Annotated in this window: 16 protein-coding genes; 10 read left to right on the top strand and 6 right to left on the bottom strand. The window is 59.8% G+C overall.

Going from position 1 to position 20,208, the window contains the following annotated elements; translation table 11 throughout:
• Positions 1 to 176 precede the first annotated feature (176 nt).
• The gene (locus tag PspR84_RS26630) at positions 177 to 2,354 is read right to left on the bottom strand and encodes a malate synthase G (protein WP_160059680.1); all 2,178 of its coding nucleotides are present in this window, start codon (positions 2,352 to 2,354) and stop codon (positions 177 to 179) included.
• 504 nt (positions 2,355 to 2,858) lie between these two features.
• Here PspR84_RS26630 and PspR84_RS26625 point away from each other — a divergent pair.
• A complete protein-coding gene (locus PspR84_RS26625) occupies positions 2,859 to 3,377 on the top strand; it encodes a glycine cleavage system protein R (protein ID WP_160059679.1) in 519 nt (172 codons plus the stop codon).
• Between the two features lie 223 nt (positions 3,378 to 3,600).
• Here the strand turns inward: PspR84_RS26625 and rarD are convergent, their stop codons facing one another.
• The 5 genes from rarD to PspR84_RS26600 all read right to left on the bottom strand — a co-directional run bounded on the left by rarD (position 3,601) and on the right by PspR84_RS26600 (position 9,483).
• Positions 3,601 to 4,488 (bottom strand): EamA family transporter RarD, encoded by an 888-nt coding sequence (gene rarD / locus PspR84_RS26620; protein ID WP_160059678.1) that lies wholly within the window; start codon positions 4,486 to 4,488, stop codon positions 3,601 to 3,603.
• Between the two features lie 205 nt (positions 4,489 to 4,693).
• On the bottom strand, positions 4,694 to 5,668 hold the full coding sequence (locus tag PspR84_RS26615; RefSeq protein ID WP_016983182.1) for a serine/threonine protein kinase: 975 nt from the start codon (positions 5,666 to 5,668) through the stop codon (positions 4,694 to 4,696).
• Positions 5,669 to 5,835: 167 nt separating this feature from the next.
• On the bottom strand, positions 5,836 to 7,737 hold the full coding sequence (locus PspR84_RS26610; protein ID WP_160059677.1) for a PhoX family phosphatase: 1,902 nt from the start codon (positions 7,735 to 7,737) through the stop codon (positions 5,836 to 5,838).
• A 70-nt stretch (positions 7,738 to 7,807) separates the two neighbouring features.
• Positions 7,808 to 8,572, bottom strand: coding sequence for a TOBE domain-containing protein (locus tag PspR84_RS26605; RefSeq protein WP_160059676.1), 765 nt, complete (start codon positions 8,570 to 8,572; stop codon positions 7,808 to 7,810).
• A 176-nt stretch (positions 8,573 to 8,748) separates the two neighbouring features.
• Entirely contained in the window at positions 8,749 to 9,483 is a 735-nt protein-coding gene (locus PspR84_RS26600) for a ComF family protein (RefSeq protein ID WP_160059675.1), read from the bottom strand.
• A gap of 91 nt (positions 9,484 to 9,574) precedes the next feature.
• Between PspR84_RS26600 and bioB the strand changes: the two genes are divergently transcribed.
• The 9 genes from bioB (at position 9,575) to PspR84_RS26555 (ending at position 20,120) form a co-directional block, all read left to right on the top strand.
• The gene (bioB, locus tag PspR84_RS26595; RefSeq protein WP_160059674.1) at positions 9,575 to 10,630 is read left to right on the top strand and encodes a biotin synthase BioB; all 1,056 of its coding nucleotides are present in this window, start codon (positions 9,575 to 9,577) and stop codon (positions 10,628 to 10,630) included.
• Positions 10,631 to 10,778: 148 nt separating this feature from the next.
• Positions 10,779 to 11,957, top strand: a complete 1,179-nt coding sequence (gene bioF, locus PspR84_RS26590; RefSeq protein ID WP_137217376.1) for an 8-amino-7-oxononanoate synthase — start codon at positions 10,779 to 10,781, stop codon at positions 11,955 to 11,957.
• Positions 11,950 to 12,681, top strand: a complete 732-nt coding sequence (locus PspR84_RS26585; protein ID WP_160059673.1) for an alpha/beta fold hydrolase — start codon at positions 11,950 to 11,952, stop codon at positions 12,679 to 12,681. Before bioF ends, PspR84_RS26585 begins: the two co-directional genes overlap by 8 nt.
• A complete protein-coding gene (gene bioC / locus PspR84_RS26580; RefSeq protein ID WP_160059672.1) occupies positions 12,674 to 13,483 on the top strand; it encodes a malonyl-ACP O-methyltransferase BioC in 810 nt (269 codons plus the stop codon). The genes PspR84_RS26585 and bioC overlap by 8 nt, the downstream gene beginning before the upstream one ends.
• Positions 13,480 to 14,160 carry a dethiobiotin synthase gene (gene bioD / locus PspR84_RS26575; protein WP_134178024.1) on the top strand — a complete coding sequence of 227 codons (681 nt, stop codon included), beginning with the start codon at positions 13,480 to 13,482 and terminating at the stop codon, positions 14,158 to 14,160. Before bioC ends, bioD begins: the two co-directional genes overlap by 4 nt.
• A gap of 107 nt (positions 14,161 to 14,267) precedes the next feature.
• On the top strand, positions 14,268 to 14,564 hold the full coding sequence (locus PspR84_RS26570) for a pyrroloquinoline quinone biosynthesis protein PqqE (protein ID WP_160059671.1): 297 nt from the start codon (positions 14,268 to 14,270) through the stop codon (positions 14,562 to 14,564).
• Positions 14,565 to 14,839: 275 nt separating this feature from the next.
• A complete protein-coding gene (locus tag PspR84_RS26565) occupies positions 14,840 to 16,645 on the top strand; it encodes a phenylacyl-CoA dehydrogenase (RefSeq protein WP_077574793.1) in 1,806 nt (601 codons plus the stop codon).
• Between the two features lie 298 nt (positions 16,646 to 16,943).
• A complete protein-coding gene (locus PspR84_RS26560; protein WP_095050296.1) occupies positions 16,944 to 18,233 on the top strand; it encodes a GGDEF domain-containing protein in 1,290 nt (429 codons plus the stop codon).
• Between the two features lie 90 nt (positions 18,234 to 18,323).
• On the top strand, positions 18,324 to 20,120 hold the full coding sequence (locus PspR84_RS26555) for an acyl-CoA dehydrogenase C-terminal domain-containing protein (RefSeq protein ID WP_160059670.1): 1,797 nt from the start codon (positions 18,324 to 18,326) through the stop codon (positions 20,118 to 20,120).
• Positions 20,121 to 20,208 lie beyond the last annotated feature (88 nt).

The following is a 20,208-nucleotide window of genomic DNA, read 5'->3' as shown; positions in this document are numbered from 1 at the left end:
TCGAACTCAGAACTTGAAGCTTCCCCAATCTGCTCCCTTTCCCCCTCGCCCCTTGGGGGAGAGGGCTGGGGTGAGGGGGATGGATCTCAAGCCCACCACCAAAATCCAATCCAACACAAACAAAAAAGCCCTGATCACTCGATCAGGGCTTTTTCATGTCCGGCATTCAGCGCAAGTTACAGGCCGTTGGCCTTCTTGAACTCGCGACGACGACGGTGCAGCACCGGCTCGGTGTAACCGTTCGGCTGTTTGGTGCCTTCGATCACCAGTTCGACCGCCGCCTGGAAGGCGATGTTGCTGTCGAAGTTCGGTGCCAGCGGACGGTACAACGGGTCGTTGGCGTTCTGACGATCAACCACCGGCGCCATGCGCTTGAGGCTTTCCATCACTTGCGCTTCGGTGACTACGCCGTGGCGCAGCCAGTTGGCGATGTGCTGGCTGGAGATACGCAGCGTGGCACGGTCTTCCATCAGGCCGACGTCGTTGATGTCCGGCACTTTCGAGCAGCCAACACCCTGGTCGATCCAGCGCACCACGTAACCGAGAATGCCCTGGGCATTGTTGTCCAGTTCGTTCTTGATCTGCTCTGGCGTCCAGTTCGGGTTGACCGCCAGCGGGATGGTCAGGATGTCGTCGACGGACGCGCGAGCACGTTTGGCCAGTTCGGCCTGACGGGCGAACACGTCGACCTTGTGGTAGTGCAGCGCGTGCAGTGCAGCGGCAGTCGGCGATGGAACCCAAGCGGTGTTGGCGCCAGCCAATGGGTGCGCGATTTTCTGCTCGAGCATCGCGGCCATCAGATCCGGCATCGCCCACATGCCTTTACCGATTTGCGCACGACCTTGCAGGCCGGTGCTCAGACCGATATCGACGTTCCAGTTTTCGTACGCGCCAATCCACTTCTCAGCCTTCATGTCAGCCTTGCGCACAACCGGGCCGGCTTCCATGGAGGTGTGGATTTCGTCGCCGGTGCGGTCGAGGAAACCGGTGTTGATGAACACCACGCGCTCACTGGCAGCCTTGATGCAAGCCTTGAGGTTGACCGTGGTGCGGCGTTCCTCGTCCATGATCCCGACTTTCAGGGTGTTGCGCGTAAGGCCCAACACGTCTTCGATGCGACCGAACAGCTCGTTGGTGAACGCCGCTTCTTCCGGACCGTGCATCTTCGGCTTAACGATGTAGACCGAACCGGTGCGGGTGTTGCGGCGCGAGGTGTTGCCGTTGAGGTTGTGCATCGCCGCGAGGCAAGTGACCAGACCGTCGAGGATGCCTTCCGGCACTTCGTTACCGTCTTTGTCGAGGATCGCGTCGATGGTCATCAGATGGCCAACGTTACGCACGAACAACAGCGAACGGCCATGCAGTGTCACTTCACCGCCATTCGGCGCGGCGTAGGTGCGGTCCGGGTTCATGGTGCGGGTGAAGGTCTGGCCGCCCTTGGAAACGGATTCCGAAAGGTCGCCCTTCATCAGGCCGAGCCAGTTGCGGTAGATCACCACTTTGTCGTCGGCATCGACGGCGGCCACGGAGTCTTCGCAGTCCATGATGGTGGTCAGCGCGGCTTCCATCAGGATGTCTTTGACGCCGGCGGCGTCGGTCTGGCCAACCGGGGTGCTGGCGTCGACCTGGATTTCGAAATGCAGACCATTGTGTTTCAGCAGGATCGCGATTGGCGCGTTGGCGTCGCCCTGGAAACCGATCAGTTGTGCATCGTCGCGCAGGCCAGTGTTGCTGCCGCCCTTGAGGGTGACCAGCAGTTTGCCGTCAGCGATTTTGTAGCCGGTCGAGTCAACGTGAGAGCCAGCAGCCAATGGCGCAGCTTCGTCGAGGAAGGCACGAGCGAAGGCGATGACTTTGTCGCCCCGCACCTTGTTGTAGCCTTTGCCTTTTTCCGCGCCACCGTCTTCGCTGATCGCGTCGGTGCCGTAGAGGGCGTCGTACAGCGAACCCCAGCGGGCGTTCGAAGCATTGAGAGCGAAGCGGGCGTTCATCACCGGCACAACGAGTTGCGGACCGGCGGTGCGGGCGATTTCATCATCGACATTTTGCGTCGTTGCCTGGAAATCAGCCGCTTCTGGCAGCAGATAACCGATTTCTTGCAGGAAGGCTTTATAGGCCACGGCGTCGTGCGCCTGACCGTTGCGTTCCTGATGCCAGGCGTCAATACGAGCCTGGAAGTCATCGCGTTTGGCGAGTAGGGCTTTGTTCTTCGGCGCCAGGTCATGAATGACCTTGTCGGCACCTTCCCAGAATTTGTCGGCGGTGAGGCCGGTACCGGGAATGGCTTCGTTGTTCACGAAGTCGAACAGGACTTTGGCGACCTGCAGGCCACCGACTTGAACGTGTTCAGTCATTGCTTGCCTCACTCTGCTCAGCTATTTCGCTTTTCAGCTCTTCAATTTTGACAATGAAGCCTCTGGCCATTTAAACCACAAACCTGCCGACCAGTACATGCCATTGCTGGCGGCTGGGCTGGGACCAATCAACGGCTTGGGGCCTTGCTGACGGGGCTTTCAGGGTTGCGAACAGGCCTTGGGCAGACATCGATCCGGCGTTATGTAGTGCGCGCTGCGGCATACTACATGATGAGTTGCGCTTGTGAAAATCAGACTAATTACGTCGTTCTGCGACCTCATGTCGCATTGCGGTCACATCGCGGAACGGGATGTTCTCAAAAAACCATTGGATTGTTCCAGCTAAATATAAAAAGTTGTACACATAAATAGTATTTGGCTGCTATGGCAGCGGTTTATGTGAGAGCGAGCCTGCTCGCGAAAGCATCGGTCGCCTCAACGCAAAATCGACCCTTGCCTATACTTCCCTTTCTATAACAAAAGTCATGAAAAGAGGGCTGCGCCATGGACCATCTCGTACTCACCGTGTTTGCCCCGGACAAGCCCGGACAGGTCGAGCGCATCGCCCAATGCATCGCCGAACACGGCGGTAACTGGTTGGAAAGCCGCATGTCGCGGATGGCCGGGCAGTTCGCCGGGATTCTTCGGGTGGGCGTACCGGCGGAGGCTTACGACGAATTAGTCGATTCCCTACAAGCACTGTCTACGCATGGCATCCGCGTATTGATTGCCGAGAGTGGTATCGAGCAGTCCTGCACCTGGAAACCGATCGCCATGGAGTTGGTGGGCAATGATCGGCCGGGGATTGTGCGCGACATCACCCGCTTGCTGAGCGAGCAGGGCGTCAACCTTGAGCGGCTGGTAACCGAAGTGCGCCCGGCACCGATGAGCAGCGAGCCGCTGTTCCATGCCGAGGCGATTCTCGCGGTACCGCTGACCTTGTCGCTCGATGTCTTGCAGTCGCGTCTGGAAACCCTGGCCGACGATCTGATGGTCGACCTGGTGTTACGCACAGACGTTTAACTGCGACTGCGGTTATCCAGTTTAAACGTGCACCTGCCTGTGGATAACCTGTAGAGACACCCCGCAACGCGAGGCCCGCCGTGGCTTTGCTGCAGCTGATCAAAAAACCGCCAACATTCAGTGAGTTGCGCACAAACGGCGGGGATCACGCTGTGGATAACCTTGGGAAGGAACGATGCAGGCCACGAGAACCGTGGCCTGTGAGGGTTTGTGCGTTTTTTGATCAGCTGCGCCGGCGCAAACTGATCACGGCGTCGACGCTATAAACGGCCAGACCGGCCCAAATGAAGATGAACGCGATCAGTGTGCTGGACGAGAGATGCTCACCGAACAACAGCACGGCTTGCAGCAGGACCAGGGTCGGGGCGAGGTATTGCAGGAAACCGATCGTGGTGTACGGCAAGTGGCGCGTGGCGGCGTTGAAGCACACCAGCGGCACCAATGTCACCGGACCGGCCGCCACCAGCCACCAGGCTTGGGACGTGGTCCAGAACTCCGGTTGAGCGCTGGTCGCGGTCTGGTTGAAGAGCAGCCAGGCAATCGCGATCGGCACCAACATCCAGGTTTCCACCACCAACCCCGGCAACGCCTTGACTGGCGCCTGTTTGCGGATCAGACCGTAGAAGCCGAACGTCAACGCGAGCACCAGCGACACCCACGGCAGACTGCCCACCTGCCACACCTGTTGCGCCACACCAACCGCCGCCAGACCGACCGCAATCCACTGCATCCGCCGCAAGCGTTCGCCGAGAATCAACATGCCCAACAGCACGTTTACCAAGGGGTTGATGTAGTAACCGAGACTCGCTTCGAGCATGCGCCCGTTGTTCACTGACCACACGTAGGTCAGCCAGTTGGCCGCGATCAGCGTACCGCTCAAGGCCAGAATCGCCAGACGTTTGGGGTTGTCGAGCAACTCGCGCAACCAGCCCGGGTGTTTCCACACCATCAGCAACAGCGCACCAAACAGCGCCGACCACAACACCCGATGGATGATGATCTCGGCCGCCGGCACTTCGGCAATGGCTTTGAAGTAGATCGGGAACAGGCCCCAGATGATGTAGGCACTCAGGCCCAGAATGTACCCGCGACGCGGGTTGGCGGCTTGCATGCAGAATCCTTGCTCAGGCAGCTGACAAAGGAGGGATTGTAAGGAGATTCGTCGGCGAGTGCCGTAGTGCAAAGGTCGGGAAATTGTGAACAGCGGGCAATTGTGGGAGCGAGCCTGCTCGCGAAGGCGTCGTTTCCGTCGACATCACTGTTGAATGTCAGTCCGTATTCGCGAGCAGGCTCGCTCCCACAAGGATATTGGTGAATCAGAAGAGTTTCAGCGGTTCTTCATTCAGTGCCGACAGTTGCTCACGCAACGCCAACACCTGATCGCCCCAATACCGCTCGGTGCCGAACCACGGGAAACTGTGCGGAAACGCCGGGTCATCCCAGCGCCGCGCGAGCCAGGCGCTGTAGTGCATCAGGCGCAGCGCGCGCAGCGGTTCGATCAGCGCCAGCTCACGCGGGTCGAAATCGTGAAACTCGTTGTAGCCGTCCATCAATTCCGACAACTGCCCGAGGCATTCCTGACGATCCCCGGCGAGCATCATCCAGATGTCCTGCACCGCCGGGCCCATCCGGCAGTCGTCGAGGTCGACGATGTGGAACATCTCGTCGCGGCACATCATGTTGCCGGGGTGGCAGTCGCCGTGCATGCGGATGTTCTGGTGCGGCGTGTTGGCGTAGGCATCTTCCACGCGCTTGAGCAGGTCGCGGGCGACGGACTCGTAGGCCGGCAGCAGGCTTTTCGGAATGAAGTTGCCTTCGAGCAAGGTGTTCAGCGAGGCGTGGCCGAAGTTCTGCACGGCGAGGGCTTCACGGTGTTCGAACGGCTTGGTCGCGCCGACCGCGTGAATCCGCCCGAGCAACTGGCCGAGGCGATACAACTGATCGAGATTACCCGGCTCCGGCGCCCGGCCGCCGCGACGCGGGAACAGGGTGAAGCGGAAACCGGCATGCTCGTGCAGGGTTTCGCCGTTGTGGATCAGCGGCGCCACGACCGGGATTTCGACGTCGGCCAGCTCGAAGGTGAACTTGTGTTCTTCGAGGATGGCTTCGTTGGTCCAGCGCTGCGGGCGGTAGAACTTGGCGATCAGCGGCTCGGAGTCTTCGATGCCGACTTGATAAACGCGGTTTTCATAGCTGTTGAGCGCCAGAATGCGCGCATCACTGAGGAAACCGATGCTTTCAACGGCATCGAGGACGAGGTCGGGTGTGAGGGTTTCAAACGGGTGGGCCATGCTGACTCCTGCGCGCAGCAGGCTGCCGCGTCCGGCCCAGCATGGTAGCGCAGATGGCTGCGGGGGAGTTGGTTGGTGTCTGTGCTGGCGCCATCGCTGGCAAGCCAGCTCCCACATTTGGAGTGCAATTCCCCTGTGGGAGCGAGCCTGCTCGCGAAGGCGATGGATCAGGCGCCGACGATCCCACCATCCTCACGGGTAATCGCCATCACCGAAGACCTTGGCTTACCATTCGGCAAATGCTCAGGGAAGGTCGAACCACCGTTCTCCCCCGGATGCTGAATCCCGACAAACAGGGTTTTCTGATCCGGCGAGAAACTGATCCCGGTGACCTCACAACCAATCGGCCCAACCATGAACCGACGAATTTCACCGGTCTTGGGGTCGGCGCACAGCATCTGGTTATTGCCCATCCCGGCAAAGTCCCCAGCGTTACTGGAGTCGCCATCGGTGAGAATCCACAAACGCCCGGCCTTGTCGAAGCCCAAGCCATCCGGGCTGTTGAACATGTTCTGCGGGGTGATGTTCTTCGAGCCGCCCTTCGGCGTCCCGGCATGCACGCCCGGATTACCGGCGACCACAAACAGATCCCAGGCAAACGTCTTCGCCGCATGATCGTCGCGGTCGGTGCGCCAGCGCAGAATCTGTCCGTAGACGTTTTTCTCACGCGGGTTCGGTCCGCCCACCGGCTGGCCGTCCTCGCCACGCTTGGCGTTGTTGGTCAGTGTGCAATAGACCTGGCCATCCTTCGGGCTGACGACGATCCATTCCGGGCGGTCCATGCGCGTCGCGCCGACGACACTGGCGGCGAGGCGTGCATGGATCAGCACTTCGGCCTGGTCGGCGAAACCGCTGCTGGCGTCGATGCCGTTTTTGCCGTGGGTCAGCTCGATCCACTGGCCCTGGCCTTTCGGGTGATCGGGGTTGCTGTCGCCATTATCGAATTTCGCCACATACAGGGTGCCGTGGTCGAGGATGTCGCGGTTGGCCTTGGCGTTGCGGTGGTTGATGCGGTCGCGGCTGACGAATTTGTAGATGAATTCGCCACGCTCGTCGTCGCCCATGTACACCACGGCGCGACCGTCGTCGGTCTCGGCCAGTGCGGCGTTTTCATGCTTGAAGCGGCCCAGCGCCGTGCGTTTGACCGGGGTCGATTGCGGGTCGAACGGATCGATCTCGACCACCCAGCCGTGACGGTTGAGTTCGTTGGGGTTTTTCGCCATGTCGAAGCGTGGGTCGTACGGGTGCCAGTTGATCTCGCGGCTGGCGACCGAGACGCCGTAGCGCTTTTGCGCCGGGTCGAACTGTTGCTGGGCATTGCTGCTGCCGAAACAGTCGGTGAAGTTTTCTTCACAGGTCAGGTAAGTGCCCCACGGGGTTTTACCGTTGGCGCAGTTCTGGAAGGTGCCGAGAACTTTCTTGCCGTGTTTGTCGGCAGCGGTTTTCATCAGGTCATGACCGGCCGCCGGGCCGCTGATACGTAGCGGCGAGTTGCCGTGGATGCGCCGGTTGTAGCGCGAGCCCTGAACGAACTGCCATTGACCGTTCTTGCGCTGCACTTCAATCACCGAAACGCCTTCGCAGGCCAGCGCCTTGCGCACGTCTTCGGCCGATTGCGGCATGCCGCCGTGCGGGTAGAGGTAGCGGTAGTTGGTGTATTCGTTGTTGATCGCCATCAACGCGCGGTTGCGGTCGTCGGGGAAGGCGAACAGGCTCATGCCGTCGTTGTTGTCGCCGAACTGCACTTCCTGTGCGGCCGCGGTGCCGTTGCCGCTCGGGTCGAACGCCGGGCCGTTTTTTTGCAATGGCTGGCCCCAACTGATCAGCACCGAAGATTTGTAGCCCTTGGGCAGCGTGATGACGTCAGTGGTCGCGGCGGGAATGCTCTCGAAACCGAGCAAGCGGCTGTTGCCAGCACTGACACCGGTGGCCAGTGCGCTACGGCTCAACAGACTGCCGCCGAGGAACATTGCCGCGCCGCACAGTGCACCGGCACCGATGAAACCGCGACGGCTGAGGCCGACCATTTTTTCCAGGTCAGTGGATTGGTTTTCTTCTAATAGGCTCACATCAGGCTCCCTGCTTGGTTTTGGCAGCTACCTTAATGAGCGTCGATGACGCTTTCGTTGCAGCGCCGGATTACAGCGGCGTGCCGATCAGCACATTGGACGGCGAAAACTGCACCTGCACCGGTTGCTCTACTGTCAGCCCGCGAGTGCGCAAGTCCAGCGGGTCCGCCAACGCGCAGAGGGTATGGCCGTTGGGCAGGGTGATCCGCACTTCGCTCGGGCCGTCTTCGGCGTCGAGAATCGCTTCGATGGTGCCGTTGAGAAGATTGTGACCAGACGTTGCAGATTGCTCGCTGCTCAGCAATTCCAGCCAGCCGGCCTTGATCAGGGCCACCACTTCGGTGCCGGCCTGCAGCTCCAGATGCAGGGTGCTGTCGTGGGTGATCTGCGCGTCAAGGTGCAGCCCTTCAGCCAGTTCGAGGCGGATCAGATCGTTGCGGCCCTGCGCTTCAATCGCCACGACTTTGCCGTGCAACTGATTGCGTGCACTGGTTCTGAGCATCAAGCGACCGAGCAGATCCAGATCGCTGGCATCCTCAGCGGCTTCCAAAACCTGGGCCTGCAAGGCTTGCAGCTTTTGATAAAGACGCAGGACGCGTTCGCCCTCGCTGGACAGTTTTGCACCGCCGCCGCCCTTGCCACCGACGGCGCGTTCGACCAGAGGTTTCTGCGCGAGGTTGTTCAATTCATCGATGGCATCCCACGCCGCTTTGTAGCTCAGGCCTGCGGTCTTTGCGGCGCGGGTGATCGAGCCTTGTTCGGCGATGTGTTGCAGCAAAGCGATGCGCTGCGGACGGCGGACGATGTGCTGGGACAACAGGGAAGGCATGGACATGAATGGGGGCTTTTTAGCTGTGGCGGTGGGAAGTGAAGTTCGCCGCTTGCAACGCCAGAGTCAAGCCAAACCCAATCCCCTATAGGAGCTGCGGCACGCTGCAATCTTTTGATCTTTAAAAACAAGATCAAAAGATTGCAGCGTGCCGCAGCTCCTACAGGGGGGATGTGTTGGCTTCAGGTTCCGGGTTTTGGCGTGCGGGCCAGGCAGTAAACGTCAACTCTTGCTGCGCCGGCATTCATTAACAATCTAGCTAACGCTTGGGCCGTGGCGCCGGTCGTCAGCACATCATCGATCAACGCCAGATGTCGGCCCTTCACCTGTGCATCGGGATTGAGGCTGAAGGCTTGCAGCAGATTGCGTTTACGCGCCTTGGCGTCGAGATCCTGCTGTGCGTCGGTCTCCTTGACTCGCCGCAGAACCTGTTCTTCGCACGGCAGATCCAGCGACTGACTCAACCACCGCGCCAGCATCGCAGCCTGATTGAATCCGCGTTGACGCAGGCGCTTACTCGCCAGCGGCACCGGCAACAATGCATCCGGCCTTGGCAAACCCTCATCGAAGCGATGTAGCAGGTATTCTCCGAGAACGTCGGCGAGCAGGTGGCCAAACGGCCATTTCGCGTTGTGTTTAAAGCGCGTAATCAAACTGTCAACAGGGAAGCCATACAGCCATGGCACGACCACCTGTTCGAACGCCGGCGGCTCTAGCAGGCACTCGCCGCAGGTCAGGTCCGCTGTGGATAACGGCAAAGCGCAGGTGATGCACTGCTCGCCGAGCCATGGCAGATCGGTTTCGCAGGCCACGCAGATTGGCATTTCTGCTTCTGCCGGCTCATCGCAAAGCAAGCAGATCTGTACATTATTTAAACAGATGTAAACCGGTCCTTCGTATCGTGGTTGACAGCGCATGACTCTTCCTTAAATATGCCGAACATCCGTGTCGCGCCTGTGGGTATTCCGTTCCCGCAGCCGCTAGCCAAGCATAACCAAGGAACTACCCATGAGCGCGAGCACCACCGCCACCCTGCGTCACGACTGGTCCCTGGCCGAAGTCAAAGCGCTCTTCGTACAGCCATTCAACGACTTGCTGTTCCAGGCGCAAACGGTGCACCGCGCACATTTCAACGCCAACCGCGTGCAGGTCTCGACCCTGCTGTCGATCAAGACCGGCGCCTGTCCGGAAGACTGCAAGTACTGCCCGCAGTCCGGTCACTACAACACCGGTCTGGAAAAAGAAAAGCTGATGGAAGTGCAGAAAGTCCTCGAAGAGGCTGCCCGCGCCAAGGCCATCGGCTCGACGCGTTTCTGCATGGGCGCGGCGTGGAAACACCCGTCGGCCAAAGACATGCCGTACGTACTGAAAATGGTTGAAGGCGTGAAAGCCATGGGTCTGGAAACCTGCATGACCCTGGGGCGTCTCGATCAGGATCAGACCGAAGCGCTGGCCAAGGCCGGCCTCGATTACTACAACCACAATCTCGACACCTCGCCTGAGTTCTACGGCAGCATCATCACTACCCGCACCTACAGCGAGCGCCTGCAAACACTGGCCTATGTACGTGAATCGGGAATGAAGATCTGCTCCGGCGGCATCCTCGGCATGGGCGAGTCGCTGGATGACCGCGCCAATCTGCTGATCCAGTTGGCCAACCTGCCGGAGCATCCGGAATCGGTGCCGATCAACATGCTGGTGAAAGTCGCCGGTACGCCGCTGGAAAACGCCGAAGACATCGACCCGTTCGACTTCATCCGCATGCTCGCCGTAGCGCGCATCCTCATGCCGCAATCCCACGTGCGCCTGTCTGCCGGCCGCGAAGCGATGAACGAGCAGATGCAGGCCCTCGCATTCTTCGCCGGCGCCAACTCGATTTTCTACGGCGACAAGTTGCTGACCACCGCCAACCCGCAGGCGGACAAGGACATGCAACTGTTTGCGCGCCTGGGCATCCAGCCGGAAGCCCGAGAAGAACATTCCGATGAGGTTCACCAGGCCGCGATCGAGCAGGCACTGGTTGAGCAGAAGAGCAGCGAGCAGTTCTACAACGCCGCCGTCTAACCGCAACTTGAAATGCAAAACCCCTGTAGGAGTGAGCCTGCTCGCGATAGCGGTCTGACATTCACCATTGATGTCGGCTGATACACCGCCATCGCGAGCAGGCTCACTCCTACATAAGATGTGTGTCATTAAAAAAGTCGAGGCCTGCATGTCTTTCGATCTCGCCGCACGCCTTGCTGCTCGTCGTGCCGAAAACCTCTATCGCCAGCGCCCGCTGCTTGAGTCCCCGCAGGGACCTGAAGTGGTGGTCGACGGCAAACCGTTGCTCGCCTTTTGTAACAACGATTACCTCGGTCTGGCCAATCACCCGCAAGTCATCGAAGCCTGGCGCGCCGGTGCTGAACGCTGGGGCGTCGGTGGCGGTGCATCGCATCTGGTTATCGGCCACAGCGGCCCGCATCACGCACTGGAAGAAGCATTGGCTGACCTCACCGGTCGCCCGCGTGCGTTGCTGTTCACCACTGGCTACATGGCCAACCTTGGTGCCGTTACGGCTCTGGTCGGGCAGGGCGACACGGTGCTGGAAGACCGCCTCAATCACGCTTCGTTATTGGATGCGGGTCTGTTATCCGGGGCGCGTTTCAATCGCTATCTGCACAACGACGCGGTGAGTCTGGCCAAACGTCTGGAGAAAGCCACCGGCAATACGTTGGTGGTCACCGACGGTGTGTTCAGCATGGACGGCGACCTCGCGGATCTGCCGGCGCTGGCCCGTGAAGCCAAGGCCAAAGGCGCGTGGTTGATGGTCGATGACGCTCACGGTTTCGGGCCGCTGGGTGCGAATGGCGGCGGGATTGTCGAGCATTTCGGTTTGAGTCAGGAGGATGTGCCGGTACTGGTTGGCACCCTCGGCAAAGCGTTCGGCACAGCAGGCGCCTTCGTCGCGGGCAGTGAAGAGCTGATCGAAAGCCTGATCCAGTTCGCCCGTCCGTACATCTACACCACCAGCCAGCCACCGGCGCTGGCCTGCGCGACGCTGAAAAGTCTGGAGCTGCTGCGCACTGAACACTGGCGTCGTGAGCATCTGCAAACGTTGATTCGCCAGTTCCGCCAGGGCGCCGAGCAGATCGGCTTGGAACTGATGGACAGCTTCACGCCGATTCAGCCGATCATGATTGGCGATGCCGGGCGCGCGGTGCGCCTGTCGCAGATGTTGCGCGAGCGCGGATTGATGGTCACCGCAATTCGTCCGCCGACCGTGCCTGCCGGCAGCGCTCGCTTGCGCGTAACCCTGACCGCCGCGCACAGCGAGGCGCAGGTGCAGCTATTGTTAGAGGGACTGGCCGATTGCTTTGCCCAACTGTCGTCGGAGCCAAGCCATGCGTGATCGCCTGATTCTGCTGCCCGGTTGGGGTCTCGGTGTGTCGCCGATGGAGCCTCTGGCCGCAGCATTGCAAGGGCTCGACGAGCATCTGAACGTGGAAATCGAGCCGCTGCCGGAGCTGGATTCCAGCGACCTGCAAGACTGGCTCGATGAACTCGATGAACGTATTCCTCAAGACGTTTGGCTCGGTGGCTGGTCGCTGGGCGGCATGCTCGCGTCCGAACTGGCGGCGCGCCGTGGCGAGCGTTGCTGCGGTTTGCTGACGCTGGCGAGCAATCCTTCCTTCGTTGCCCATGAACAGTGGCCGAACGCGATGCCCGGCGAGACCTTCGATGCGTTTCTCGCCGGTTGCCAGGCCGATCCGCGCACAACTCTCAAACGGTTCTCGCTGCTCTGTGCTCAAGGCGCGCAAGATCCGCGCGGCTTGTCGCGATTACTGTTGGGCGGCGCGCCGAACACCGCGCCGGCGGCGCTGATGGCGGGCCTGGAATTGCTCGCGCAACTGGACACCCGCGAAGCACTGCAAGCATTTCGCGGTCCGCAATTTCATCTGTTCGCCGGACAGGACGCTCTGGTCCCGGCGGAAGCGGCGGGGGCGTTGTTCGCCCTGTTGCCGGATATCGAAATAGGTCTGATCGAACAGGCCTGTCATGCGTTTCTTCTGGAAGACCCCCACGGACTGGCGGGTGCTATCCAGGCTTTTCTACATGAGTGCGGTGATGACTGATTTGTCTCTTGTGCTGCCTGGCGGCTTGCCTGACAAACGCCAGGTCGCGGCCTCTTTTTCCCGCGCGGCGGCCAGTTACGACAGCGTCGCCGAGTTGCAACGTGATGTCGGTACACAGTTGATTGAGCGTTTGCCGCAGGAATTCGTGCCGGCGCGTTGGCTGGATCTGGGTTGTGGCACGGGTTATTTCACCCGCGCGTTGGCTTCGCGGTTTGCCGAGGGCCACGGTCTGGCGCTGGACATTGCCGAGGGCATGCTCAATCACGCGCGGCCATTGGGCGGCGCCGACCATTTCATTGCTGGCGATGCGGAGCGGCTGCCGTTGCAGGATTCAACCTGCGATCTGATTTTCTCCAGCCTCGCCGTGCAGTGGTGCGCGGACTTCGATGCGGTGCTCAGCGAAGCCTTTCGCGTGCTGAAACCGGGCGGGATTTTTGCGTTTGCTAGTCTTTGTGTAGGGACGCTGTTTGAGTTGCGCGACAGCTGGCGGCAGGTCGACGGGCTGGTGCACGTCAACCGCTTCCGCGAGTTCGCCCGCTATGAGCAGTTATGTGCCTCCAGCGGTTTACGGGCGTTGAGCCTGAAGCAACAACCGCACGTATTGCATTACCCGGATGTCCGCAGTCTGACCCATGAATTGAAAGCCTTGGGTGCACACAATTTGAATCCCGGAAGGCCGGGTGGTTTGACCGGGCGGGCGCGGATTCTCGGGCTGGTGGAAGCTTACGAGCAGTTCCGTGAGGCGTCGGGGTTGCCGGCGACTTATCAGGTGGTCTACGCCGTGTTGGAGAAACCCGTATGAGCGCAGCCTATTTCATCACCGGAACCGACACTGACGTCGGCAAGACCACCGTTGCCGCCGGGTTGCTGCATGCGGCACGTTCTGCGGGGCTGAGTACGGCGGCGGGCAAACCGGTGGCGTCAGGGTGTGAAGTGACGCCCAAGGGGCTGCGCAATTCCGATGCGTTGGCGCTGTTGGCCGAATGTTCGCTGCCGCTGACTTATCAACAGGTCAATCCCGTGGCGTTCGAGCCTGCGATTGCTCCGCACCTGGCAGCGCGCGAGGCCGGAGTAGCGTTGACCGTGCAATCGCTGCTGGCGCCGATGCGCGAGATTCTGGCGATGAATGCCGATTTCACTCTGATCGAAGGCGCGGGCGGCTGGCGGGTGCCGTTGGCTGATCAGGACAATCTATCGGATCTGGCGATTGCGCTGAAGCTGCCGGTGATTCTGGTGGTGGGCGTACGGCTGGGGTGCATCAGTCATGCGTTACTGACGGCCGAGGCGATTGCCCGTGATGGGCTGCAGTTGGCCGGGTGGGTGGCGAATATCATTGATCCGAAGACTTCGCGGCTGGAAGAAAACCTCGCGACGCTGGCCGAGCGGATTCCGGCGCCGTGTCTGGGGCGCGTGCCTAAACTCAAGACCTTGAGCGCGGAAGCGGTGGCGGATCATTTGCAATTGGATCTGCTCGACTAAGCTTTTCTCTATGGGCAGGCACTGTGCTATTAGTGTTTTTGACGGGTGTTTTTCTGGCGCCTCTGCTTCAATGGCGTCATTGATCCTTCCCAAGGATGAGAAATGTTATGGAAATCTCCGGTAACACAGCTTTTTATGCAGGTCTGAGCTCGATTCAGAACGGGCAGAACCGCGTCGATCAGGCTGCCAGCCAGATTGCCAACAATACTATCGAGCGCTCGGTGACCAGCCAGTCGTCCGAAGTGCAGGTTGACCGTCTACGCGGTGTGGATCGTGCCCAGCAATCGGATCTGGCCAGCAATATGGTCGAGATGTCCCAGGGCAAGATCCAGGCAGAGCTGGGCGTGAAGGTCGCCAAGGCGTCCGACGAAGTGCTCGGTACAATCATCGATACGTTTGCCTGATCTTTTTCCAATCTGCATTTTGAACGCCGCGCCTTGTCGCGGCGTTTTTCGTTGTAAGTCCTTCTCCCTCAACTAATCTTTTTTCAGCGCCCGTGGCTCGTTCAAGTCTATGGCGGTTTGCTGCGTCCGCTGTTTGAAAGATGCGGGGACGAACGGCAAAAGATCGATGCTTGACAAGATTTCGGCGTAAACGTATGTTTCAAACAACTGTTTGACCGTCACAACAAATCAACACGGTCGTTCATTCCCGGTTACATCAGCAGAGGTTTATCGCTATGCCTGACTACAAGGCCCCCTTGCGTGATATTCGCTTCGTTCGTGACGAACTGCTCGGCTACGAAGCGCACTATCAGAGCCTTCCGGCTTGCGCAGACGCAACTCCGGACATGGTTGACGCCATTCTCGAAGAAGGCGCCAAGTTTTGTGAGCAGGTACTGGCACCGCTGAACCGCGTGGGCGATCTCGAAGGTTGCACCTGGAGCGAGTCCGGCGTGAAAACCCCGACCGGCTTCAAAGAGGCTTACAAGCAATTCGTTGAAGGCGGCTGGCCAAGCCTGGCGCACGACGTTGAGCACGGCGGCCAAGGCCTGCCGGAGTCGCTGGGTCTGGCAGTGAGCGAAATGGTTGGCGAAGCCAACTGGTCGTGGGGCATGTACCCAGGCCTGTCGCACGGTGCGATGAACACCATCTCCGAGCACGGCACTCCAGAGCAGCAAGAAGCCTATCTGACCAAACTGGTCTCCGGCGAATGGACCGGCACCATGTGCTTGACCGAACCGCACTGCGGCACCGACCTGGGCATGCTGCGCACCAAGGCCGAACCTCAGGCCGACGGTTCCTACAAGGTTTCCGGCACCAAGATCTTCATCTCGGCCGGCGAACACGACATGGCCGACAACATCGTCCACATCGTGCTGGCCCGCCTGCCGGACGCACCGGCTGGCACCAAAGGCATCTCGCTGTTCATCGTTCCAAAGTTCATGCCGAATGCCGATGGCACCGTCGGTGCACGCAACGCTGTGACTTGCGGTTCGCTGGAACACAAGATGGGCATTCACGGCAACGCCACCTGCGTGATGAACTTCGACGGCGCTACTGGTTACCTGATCGGCCCGGCGAACAAAGGTCTGAACTGCATGTTCACCTTTATGAACACCGCTCGTCTGGGGACTGCACTGCAAGGTCTGGCCCATGCCGAAATCGGTTTCCAGGGTGGCCTGAAATACGCTCGCGACCGTCTGCAAATGCGCTCGCTGACTGGCCCGAAAGCGCCGGACAAAGCCGCTGACCCAATCATCGTGCATCCAGATGTACGCCGCATGCTGTTGACCATGAAGGCTTTCGCCGAAGGCAACCGCGCGATGGTGTACTTCACCGCCAAACAGGTCGACATCGTCAAATACGGCGTCGATGAAGAAGAGAAAAAGAAAGCCGACGCACTGCTGGCCTTCATGACTCCGATCGCTAAAGCGTTCATGACCGAAGTCGGTTTCGAATCCGCCAACCACGGCGTACAGATCTACGGCGGCCACGGCTTCATCGCCGAGTGGGGCATGGAGCAGAACGTTCGCGACAGCCGCATTTCGATGCTGTACGAAGGCACCACCGGTATCCAGGCACTCGACCTGCTCGGCCGTAAAGTGCTGATGACGCAAGGCGAGGCCCTGAAAGGCTTCACCAAGATCGTTCACAAGTTCTGCCAGAACAACGAAGGCAACGAAGCCGTTGCAGAGTTCGTTGCACCGCTGGCAGCCATCAACAAAGAGTGGGGCGAGTTGACCATGAAGGTCGGTATGGCCGCCATGAAAGATCGCGAAGAAGTTGGCGCGGCCTCCGTGGACTATCTGATGTACTCCGGTTATGCCTGCCTGGCTTACTTCTGGGCCGACATGGCGCGTCTGGCCGCTGAAAAGCTGGCAGAAGGCACGGGCGACGCAGCGTTCTACACCGCCAAGCTGCAAACCGCGCGCTTCTACTTCCAGCGCATCCTGCCGCGTACCCGTACGCACGTGGCGACCATGCTGTCGGGCGCCAACAACCTGATGGACATGAAAGAGGAAGACTTCGCACTGGGCTACTAAGCCTTAACGCGGTCTATTGAAAAACCGCTGCTCCCTTGGGGCAGCGGTTTTTTTATGCGCGGATTTCCTCCGGTCGTGGGTATTCCTGAAAGAAATTCCCGACGTGGCCATCAAGCATGATGGCCATGAAGGAGATTTCATCTCCAAGGGGGCAAAAAACCTTGGCCGAAGGCTCAGAAATCAGCGTTTCCGGCCGTTAAAGAGACTGCGTGTGATCTGGATCACATTGTGTGTGCTTAACTGGTCACATTGCAGGCACAATGCCATCTCTTTGATATGACGGGTCGGAGCTTTACCCTTGCCGCGTTCTTCCGCTGTACGTTTCAGCCATTTCCTACCATCACTGCTGTTGTTACTTGCGGGGTTGGCGGCTGCGTACGTCAAAGACCTCAGTGTGTTCTTCACTTCGCTGTTCAATGTGTTGCCGACCTTGGTGTTGCTGTTGGGTGGCGCTTATTGCGCGGTTTACCGACGTCAGCGCGAACTGTTTCTGATGCTCACGGTGTACATCGCCTACTTCCTGCTCGATACCCAGACCGATTATTACCGCGACAACGGCAAGGTCCGCGAAGACGCTGCCGTGGTGTTCCACCTCGTCTGTTTGCTGCTGCCGCTGCTGTTCGGCCTGTTCGCGGCGTGGCAGGAGCGCACGCATCTGTTTCAGGACATGGTTGCGCGCTTCGCCGTGTTGCTGGCCTTTGGCAGTGTCGCGTTGGGCCTTGAGCAAAGTTATCCCCAGGCACTGCTGATGTGGCTCTCGGAAATCCGCTGGCCGGCGCTGCACGGCGCGTGGATGAGCCTGATCCAGCTGTCCTACCCGGTGTTTATCTCGGCATTCCTGTTGCTCGCCTGGCAATACTGGCGCAATCCGCGCCCGCTGCACGCGGCGCAACTGGTCGGCCTGCTCGGCGTGTTCTGGATGTTGCCGAAAACCTTCATCCTGCCGTTCACCCTGAACATCATGTGCAGTCAGGTCATGTTGATGATTGCCGCTGCAGTTGCGCACGAGGCTTATCAAATGGCCTTCCGCGACGAACTCACCGGTCTGCCGGGTCGTCGCGCCCTCAACGAACGCATGCAGCGTCTCGGGCGCAATTACGTACTGGCGATGAGCGATGTCGATCACTTCAAGAAATTCAACGACACCCACGGCCACGATGTCGGTGACCAGGTGCTGCGTCTGGTCGCGAGCAAGCTGTCGAAAATCAGCGGTGGCGGTAGGGCGTATCGCTATGGTGGTGAGGAATTCGCCCTGGTGTTTGCAGGCAAAACCCTTGAAGAGTGCATGCCGCATCTTGAAGTGATCCGCGAGTCGATTGCTTCCTACAGCATTCAGCTGCGTAATCAGGAGAACCGCCCGCAGGATGACCAACAGGGTCGTCAGCGTCGTGCCGGCTCGGGTGCCTCCAGCGTATCGGTGACGGTGAGCATCGGCGTCGCTGAACGAGTGGAGCAGCGCAATCCGGAACAAGTGCTGAAATCTGCCGACGAAGCGCTTTACGCGGCTAAAGGCGCAGGACGTAACTGCGTGGTCGCATTCGGCCAGAACCGCCGCGGCGCGGTGCGCATGGACACGGCCGCAGGTTGAGTGATGACGGCGCATTCAGCGTCTGCACAATGATTGTGGGGCGTGGTGGCCGGCAGTAGGTTGGAGAAATCTGCTGACGGAGAAGCCACCATGCCTGAGTACAAAGCTCCCCTGCGCGACATGCGCTTTCTGATCGACCACGTCTTCGACTTCCACGCCAATTACGCCGCCCTCGGTGCGCACGACGCCAGCCCGGACATGATCAACGCGATCCTTGAAGAGGGCGCGAAGTTCTGCGAGAACATTCTGGCGCCGCTCAATCGCAGCGGTGACGAAGAGGGCTGCCATTTCGACAATGGCGTGGTGACAACGCCTACAGGCTTCAAGCAGGCTTTCGCACAATACGTCGAGGGCGGCTGGCACGGTCTGGCCGCAGACCCGACCTACGGCGGCCAGGGCCTGCCGAGTTCGCTGGGGCTGGTGATCAGCGAAATGGTCGGCTCCAGCAACACGTCCTGGGGCATGTACCCGGGGCTGACTCACGGCGCGATGTCAGCGATTCACGCCCATGGCAGCGCCGAGCAAAAAGAAACCTACCTGAACAAACTCACCGCCGGCCAGTGGACCGGCACCATGTGCCTGACCGAAGCCCATTGCGGCACCGACCTAGGCATCATCAAGACCCGCGCCGTGCCTCAAGCTGACGGCAGTTATGCAGTCACCGGCAGCAAGATTTTCATATCTGCCGGCGAGCACGACATGAGCGACAACATCATCCATCTGGTGTTGGCCAAACTGCCGGACGCACCGGCCGGGACTAAAGGGATTTCGCTGTTTATCGTGCCGAAGTTCTTGCCGGATGCGGCGGGCGAAGCAGGCGAGCGCAATGGCGTTTCCTGCGGTTCGATCGAACACAAGATGGGCATCAAGGCGTCAGCCACTTGCGTGCTTAACTTCGACGGCGCCAAGGGCTATCTGATTGGCGAGGCGAACAAAGGCCTGAACTGCATGTTCACCATGATGAACCACGCGCGCCTCGGCACCGGTATGCAGGGTTTGTGTCTGGGCGAGGCAAGTTTCCAGGGCGCGATCAAATACGCCAACGATCGGTTGCAGATGCGCTCGCTGACCGGCGCCAAAGCTCCGGACAAGGCCGCCGACCCGATCATCGTCCACCCGGATGTGCGGCGCATGTTGCTGACCATGAAGGCCTTCAACGAAGGCAACCGCGCGCTGACCTATTTCACCGCGCAGATGCTCGACGTCGCGCACCTGAGCAACGATGCCGAGGCGCGTCAGGAAGCCGAAGACCTGTTGGCGTTCCTCACGCCGATCTGCAAGGCGTTCATGACCGACACCGGGCTGGAAGTCACCAACCACGGCATGCAGGTGTTTGGTGGCCACGGCTTCATTCGCGAATGGGGCATGGAACAGTTGGTGCGCGATTGCCGGATTGCACCGATCTACGAAGGCACCAACGGCATTCAGGCGCTGGATCTGCTTGGGCGCAAGGTGTTGGGCAGTCAGGGCAAGTTGCTGCGTGGCTTCACCAAAATCGTCCACAAATTCTGTGTAGCCAACGCCGAGCATCCGCAACTGGGCAGTTTCCTTGCGCAACTCAATGAGTTGAACCAGCAGTGGGGCGACCTGACCATGAAGGTCGGCATGGCGGCGATGAAGAATCCGGATGAAGTGGGCGCGGCGTCGGTGGATTACCTGATGTACAGCGGGTACATCATTCTCGGTTATCTGTGGTTGCGCATGGCGTTGGTGGCGCAGGCGCAGCTGGAGGCGGGCGAGGGCGAGGCGGATTACCTGCGCGGGAAATTGGCGACGTGCGAGTTTTACTTCAAGCGTTTGTTGCCGCGTACGGCGGCGCATCGGATGGCGATCGAGGCGGGGAGTGATTGTTTGATGAAGCTGCCTGCTGAACTGTTTGCGCTTTAAGGAAGATCAAAAGATCGCAGCCTTCGGCAGCTCCTACATAGGATCGCGTTTTACCTGTAGGCGCTGGCGTAGGCTGTGATCTTTTTTG

The organism is Pseudomonas sp. R84, assembly GCF_009834515.1.
GTDB lineage: Bacteria > Pseudomonadota > Gammaproteobacteria > Pseudomonadales > Pseudomonadaceae > Aquipseudomonas.
The sequence above is the reverse complement of the archived record's forward strand: the minus strand, read 5'-3'. Positions and strand labels throughout refer to the sequence as shown.

Bases quoted from the DNA above. Each gene is read 5' to 3' on its own strand.
- PspR84_RS26630 (WP_160059680.1), bottom strand. From the start codon at position 2,354: ATGACTGAACACGTTCAAGTCGGTGGCCTGCAGGTCGCCAAAGTCCTG.
- PspR84_RS26625 (WP_160059679.1), top strand. From the start codon at position 2,859: ATGGACCATCTCGTACTCACCGTGTTTGCCCCGGACAAGCCCGGACAG.
- rarD (WP_160059678.1), bottom strand. From the start codon at position 4,488: ATGCAAGCCGCCAACCCGCGTCGCGGGTACATTCTGGGCCTGAGTGCC.
- PspR84_RS26615 (WP_016983182.1), bottom strand. From the start codon at position 5,668: ATGGCCCACCCGTTTGAAACCCTCACACCCGACCTCGTCCTCGATGCC.
- PspR84_RS26605 (WP_160059676.1), bottom strand. From the start codon at position 8,572: ATGTCCATGCCTTCCCTGTTGTCCCAGCACATCGTCCGCCGTCCGCAG.
- PspR84_RS26600 (WP_160059675.1), bottom strand. From the start codon at position 9,483: ATGCGCTGTCAACCACGATACGAAGGACCGGTTTACATCTGTTTAAAT.
- bioB (WP_160059674.1), top strand. From the start codon at position 9,575: ATGAGCGCGAGCACCACCGCCACCCTGCGTCACGACTGGTCCCTGGCC.
- bioF (WP_137217376.1), top strand. From the start codon at position 10,779: ATGTCTTTCGATCTCGCCGCACGCCTTGCTGCTCGTCGTGCCGAAAAC.
- PspR84_RS26585 (WP_160059673.1), top strand. From the start codon at position 11,950: ATGCGTGATCGCCTGATTCTGCTGCCCGGTTGGGGTCTCGGTGTGTCG.
- bioC (WP_160059672.1), top strand. From the start codon at position 12,674: ATGACTGATTTGTCTCTTGTGCTGCCTGGCGGCTTGCCTGACAAACGC.
- bioD (WP_134178024.1), top strand. From the start codon at position 13,480: ATGAGCGCAGCCTATTTCATCACCGGAACCGACACTGACGTCGGCAAG.
- PspR84_RS26570 (WP_160059671.1), top strand. From the start codon at position 14,268: ATGGAAATCTCCGGTAACACAGCTTTTTATGCAGGTCTGAGCTCGATT.
- PspR84_RS26565 (WP_077574793.1), top strand. From the start codon at position 14,840: ATGCCTGACTACAAGGCCCCCTTGCGTGATATTCGCTTCGTTCGTGAC.
- PspR84_RS26555 (WP_160059670.1), top strand. From the start codon at position 18,324: ATGCCTGAGTACAAAGCTCCCCTGCGCGACATGCGCTTTCTGATCGAC.